This is a genomic window from Streptomyces atriruber (assembly GCF_001418325.1).
Classification (GTDB): domain Bacteria; phylum Actinomycetota; class Actinomycetes; order Streptomycetales; family Streptomycetaceae; genus Streptomyces; species Streptomyces atriruber.
In genome coordinates this window covers 1-5,075 of sequence record NZ_LIPN01000427.1, presented here as the reverse complement: position 1 = coordinate 5,075, position 5,075 = coordinate 1, and the positions used below count along the sequence as shown (strand labels likewise).

Annotated in this window: 5 protein-coding genes; 4 read left to right on the top strand and 1 reads right to left on the bottom strand. The window is 69.2% G+C overall.

Going from position 1 to position 5,075, the window contains the following annotated elements:
* From AOK03_RS34725 to mmsB, 4 genes are all read left to right on the top strand, one after another.
* Nucleotides 1-898, top strand: an 898-nt coding sequence (locus AOK03_RS34725) for a hypothetical protein (protein ID WP_055569368.1), incomplete at its 5' end; no start/stop codon positions are given.
* A gap of 3 nt (nucleotides 899-901) precedes the next feature.
* The gene (chvE, locus tag AOK03_RS34720; protein WP_055569367.1) at nucleotides 902-2,014 is read left to right on the top strand and encodes a multiple monosaccharide ABC transporter substrate-binding protein; all 1,113 of its coding nucleotides are present in this window, start codon (nucleotides 902-904) and stop codon (nucleotides 2,012-2,014) included.
* A gap of 17 nt (nucleotides 2,015-2,031) precedes the next feature.
* Nucleotides 2,032-3,570, top strand: coding sequence for a multiple monosaccharide ABC transporter ATP-binding protein (mmsA, locus tag AOK03_RS34715; protein ID WP_055569369.1), 1,539 nt, complete (start codon nucleotides 2,032-2,034; stop codon nucleotides 3,568-3,570).
* Between the two features lie 10 nt (nucleotides 3,571-3,580).
* Nucleotides 3,581-4,810, top strand: a complete 1,230-nt coding sequence (gene mmsB / locus AOK03_RS34710) for a multiple monosaccharide ABC transporter permease (RefSeq protein WP_055569366.1) — start codon at nucleotides 3,581-3,583, stop codon at nucleotides 4,808-4,810.
* A 44-nt stretch (nucleotides 4,811-4,854) separates the two neighbouring features.
* Here the strand turns inward: mmsB and AOK03_RS34705 are convergent.
* Nucleotides 4,855-5,075: substrate-binding domain-containing protein (locus tag AOK03_RS34705; RefSeq protein WP_167355679.1), on the bottom strand; the 221-nt coding region annotated here is incomplete at its 5' end.

The window sequence follows — 5,075 nt, the reverse complement described above, 5'->3', positions numbered from 1 at the left end:
CCCCTCCCCCGATCCCGCCGACGCCTCCCCGCACGCCTTTCCGGACGGCGGCACCTGGCGGGTCGAGATTCCCTCGGTCGAGGGGCCCGAGGCGCTCGGCGTCGTGCTCAAGGAATCCGCGCGGCTCGACGTGCCGATCCACCGCATCAGTCAGGGCAGCGGCGTCTGGATGCTGTCCGACGCCGAGATCACCGACATGGTGGGCGGCGCCGCCGAGCGCGACATCGAGCTCTGCCTGTTCACCGGGCCGCGCGGCACCTGGGACACCGGCGCCTCCGTGCGCACCGACTCGCACGGCGCCGGGCTGCGCGCCCGGGGCCACGACGCGGTCGCCGGCTGCGTCGAGGACGCCGTGCGGGCCACGGAGCTGGGCGTCACGTGCCTGCTCGTCGCCGACGAGGGCGTGCTGTGGACGCTGCACCGGGCCAGGACCGCCGGGCTCATCCCGGCCGACACGACGCTGAAGGTGTCCGCGCTGATCGGCCCGGTCAACCCGGCCGCCTACGCGGTGTACGAGCGGCTCGGCGCGGACTCGCTGAACGTGCCGAGCGATCTGACGCCCGCTCATCTCACCGAGATCCGCCGGGTGTCGGGCGCCCCGATGGACCTGTACGTCGAGGCTCCTGACGACCTCGGCGGCTACGTCCGCATGTACGAGATCGCCGAGCTGATCCGGCGCGGCGCGCCCCTGTACCTGAAGTTCGGGCTCGCGAAGGCGCCCGGGATCTATCCCTACGGCGCCCAGCTGCGCGACGTCACCCTCGACACCGCCCGCGAGCGGGTGCGCCGCGGCCGGCTCGCCCTGGACCTCCTGGCCCGGCACGGCGCCGACGCCGGGATGTCGCCGCTCGGCTCGCGTCTGCCCGGCGACCTGAACCGCTTCCCGGAAAGGAGCTGACCCATGCCCATCCGCACGCGCCTCACCGCCGCGGTGGCCACCGCCGTCCTGCTCGGCTCGCTCACCGCCTGCGGCCAGGAGGCCAAGGGCGGCAGCCGCTACAAGCCGGACACCGGAAAGGGCGCCACCATCGGCCTCGCGATGCCGACCAAGTCCTCCGAGCGGTGGATAGCCGACGGCGAGAACATGGCGAAGCAGTTCCAGAAGGCCGGTTACCGGACCGATCTGCAGTACGGCGACGACAAGGTCGAGAACCAGATCGCCCAGCTGGAGAACATGATCACCAAGGGGCGCAGCCTGCTGGTGGTCGCCGCCATCGACGGCTCCGCGCTGACCGACGTCCTGGGGCGCGCGCACGACGCGGGCATCCCCGTGATCTCGTACGACCGGCTCATCCTCGGCACGGAGAACGTCGACTACTACGCGTCGTTCGACAACGAGCGCGTCGGCCGCCTGGAGGCGCAGTACATCGTCGAGAAGCTGAAGCTCGGCAAGCCGGACGACACCTCGGGCGACACGTACAACATCGAGCTGTTCGCGGGGTCGCCGGACGACAACAACACCAAGTACTTCTGGAGCGGCGCCATGAAGGTGCTGCAGCCGTACTTCAAGAGCGGCCGGCTCACCGTCCGCAGCCGGCAGACGAAGATGAACCAGGCCACCACGCTGCGCTGGGACGGCGGCACCGCGCAGAAGCGCATGGACGACCTGATCAGCAAGAACTACGGCACGCAGAAGGTCGACGCGGTCCTCTCGCCGTACGACGGGATCTCGCTCGGCATCATCTCGGCGCTGAAGAGCGCGGGGTACGGCTCCAAGAGCCGACCGCTGCCGGTGATCACCGGTCAGGACGCGGAGCTAGCGTCGGTGAAGTCCATCATCAGGGGCGAGCAGACGCAGACGGTGTTCAAGGACACCCGCAAGCTGGCCGCGCAGACGGTGGCGATGGGCGACGCCGTCCTGCACGACAGGAAGCCGAAGGTCAACGACACCACGGGGTACCACAACGGCAAGAAGATCGTGCCCTCCTACCTCCTCGACCCGGTCAGCATCGACAAGAAGAACACGCACCTCCTCGTGGACGAGGGGTACTTCACGGCGGGGCAGCTCAAGTGAGGCGGCCCGTCCTCGAGATGCGCGGCATCACCAAGACGTTCCCCGGCGTCAAGGCGCTCTCCGACGTGAATCTGACCGTGCGCGCCGGGGAGATCCACGCGATCTGCGGCGAGAACGGCGCGGGCAAGTCGACGCTGATGAAGGTCCTCAGCGGCGTTCACGAGCACGGCAGTTACGACGGCGAGATCCACTTCGAGGGCGAGCGGGTGGCCTTCAAGGACATCCGCGCGGGCGAGCGCCACGGCATCGTCATCATCCACCAGGAGCTGGCGCTCGTCCCCTACCTGTCCATCGCCGAGAACATCTTCCTCGGCAACGAACAGGGCAGCCGGGGCTTCATCGACTGGCACGGCACCCTGCGCAGGGCGAGCGCGCTGCTGGCACGGGTGGGCCTGCACGAGAAGCCGCAGACTCCGGTCGCCGACATCGGCGTGGGCAAGCAGCAGCTGGTGGAGATCGCCAAGGCGCTGTCCAAGGAGGTGAAGCTGCTGATCCTGGACGAGCCGACCGCCGCGCTCAACGACGAGGACAGCGCGAAGCTCCTCGACCTCATCGTGGAACTGCGCGAGCAGGGCATCGCCAGCATCATCATCTCCCACAAGCTGAACGAGATCCGGGCCATCACCGACTCGGTGACGATCCTCCGCGACGGGCGGACCATCGAGACCCTGACGGTCCGTGAGAGTTCGGACGCGGAGCCGCGGTTGTCGGAGGACCGCATCATCCGCGGCATGGTCGGCCGCGACCTCGACCACCGCTTCCCGGACCGCACGCCCTACGAGGGCGAGGACGCGGGCTCGCTCGCCCTCTCCGTCGCGAACTGGACGGTGCGGCATCCGATCGACCACCAGCGCAAGGTCGTCGACGACGTGTCGCTGACCGTGCGGCGCGGCGAGATCGTCGGCATCGCGGGCCTGATGGGCGCGGGCCGCACGGAGCTCGCGATGTCGGTCTTCGGGCGCTCCTACGGGCAGTACGTCACCGGCACGGTGTCGGTGGGCGGCCGCGAGGTGGCGACGAAGACGGTGCCCGCCGCGGTCGAGGCCGGCATCGCCTACGTCACCGAGGACCGCAAGCAGTACGGCCTCAACCTCATCGACAACATCAACCGCAACATCTCCCTGGCCTCGCTGCCCGGCATGCGGCGCAGGGACGGCTTCGTCGACGGGCACCGCGAACGCTCCGTCGCCGAGCGCTACCGGAAGTCCATGAACATCAAGGCGCCCACGGTCTTCGAGCAGGTGGGACGGCTCTCCGGCGGCAACCAGCAGAAGGTCGTGCTCAGCAAGTGGATCCACGCCGACCCCGAGGTGCTGATCCTCGACGAGCCGACGCGCGGCATCGACGTCGGCGCGAAGTACGAGATCTACACCGTCATCGACCGGCTCGCCGCCGCGGGCAAGGCGGTGCTGTTCATCTCCTCCGAACTGCCCGAGCTGCTCGGGATGTGCGACCGGATCTACACGATGGCCGAGGGCCGGCTGACCGGTGAGGTCGACCGCGCGGACGCCACCCAGGAACTCCTGATGCGCCACATGACCCAGAACAGAAGCTGAGGCCTCCGCCATGACGACCACGACCAAGCCCCCGCGCGACACCGCGTCCGCGCCCTCCTCCCGGCAGTCCGTCGGCGAGCTGCTGCTGCGGAGCGTGCGCTCCAACATGCGCCAGTACGGCATGCTCATCGCCCTGGCGTTCATCGTCGTCCTCTTCCAGATCTGGTCGGACGGCGTCCTCCTGCTGCCGAGCAACGTCTCCAACCTGATCCAGCAGAACGGCTACATCCTCATCCTGGCCATCGGCATGATGATCGTCATCATCGCGGGCCACATCGACCTGTCCGTCGGTTCCCTGGTGGCCTTCGTCGGCGCGATGTCGGCGGTGATGATGGTCAAGCACGACATGCCGTGGGTGCTCGCGCTCGTCCTCTCGCTGCTGATCGGCGCGGTCGCGGGCGCGTGGCAGGGCTTCTTCATCGCGTACGTCGGCATCCCGTCGTTCATCGTGACGCTGGCCGGCATGCTGCTCTTCCGCGGTCTCACCCAGATCGTCCTGGAGGGCCAGTCGCTCTCGCCGTTCCCCGACGGTTTCCAGAACATCGCCAAGGGCTTCATCCCGGAGATGGGCCCCTACACGCAGTACCACAACCCGACCCTGGTCATCGGCCTCGTGACGGTCGCGTTCCTGGTCCTCCGCGAGTGGCGCAGCCGCAAGCAGCAGCTGGCGTACGACCTGGACGTCACGCCGACGAGCCTGTGGGTGGCGAAGCTGGTGGCGACGACCGCGGCCGTCGTCGCCTTCACGCTGACCCTCGCCAGCTTCCGCGGCGTGCCCGTGGTGCTGCTGATCATGTGCGGCCTGCTGATCGGCCTCGGCTATGTGATGCGCAACGCGGTCATCGGGCGGCACGTGTACGCGCTCGGCGGCAACAAGGCGGCGGCGAAGCTGTCCGGGGTCAAGGACAAGCGCGTCACCTTCCTGATCTTCGTCAACATGGGCGTGCTGGCGGCCCTCGCGGGCTGCGTCTACGCGGCGCGGCTGAACGCGGGCACCCCGCAGGCGGGCCTGAACTTCGAGCTGGAGGCGATCGCCGCCTCGTTCATCGGCGGTGCTTCGATGAGCGGCGGCGTGGGCACGGTGATGGGCGCCGTGATCGGCGGCCTGGTCCTCGGCGTGCTGAACCAGGGCATGTCCCTGGTCAACATCGGCACCGACTACCAGCAGGTCATCAAGGGGCTCGTGCTGCTGGCCGCGGTCGGGTTCGACGTCTGGAACAAGCGCAAGGTCGGCCGCTAGTCCACCCCGGCCCCCCTCCGGAGGCGCACACGGAAACGAGTTCGTCAGCGCGTCCGTGCGCGCCGGGCCGTCGTCTCCCGGGGGACGAGTCGATGGCTGAGCGTGGTGGTCGACCCGGGGGCGGCGTCGGGGCCGGGCGGGGCGTCGACGATGCGGCGGGCCGCCATGGCGCCCATCTCGTACAGCGGCAGGCTCACCGTCGTGAGGCCGACGTGGCGCGCCACCCCGAGGTCGTTGATGCCGGCGACGGAGATCTCGCCCGGCA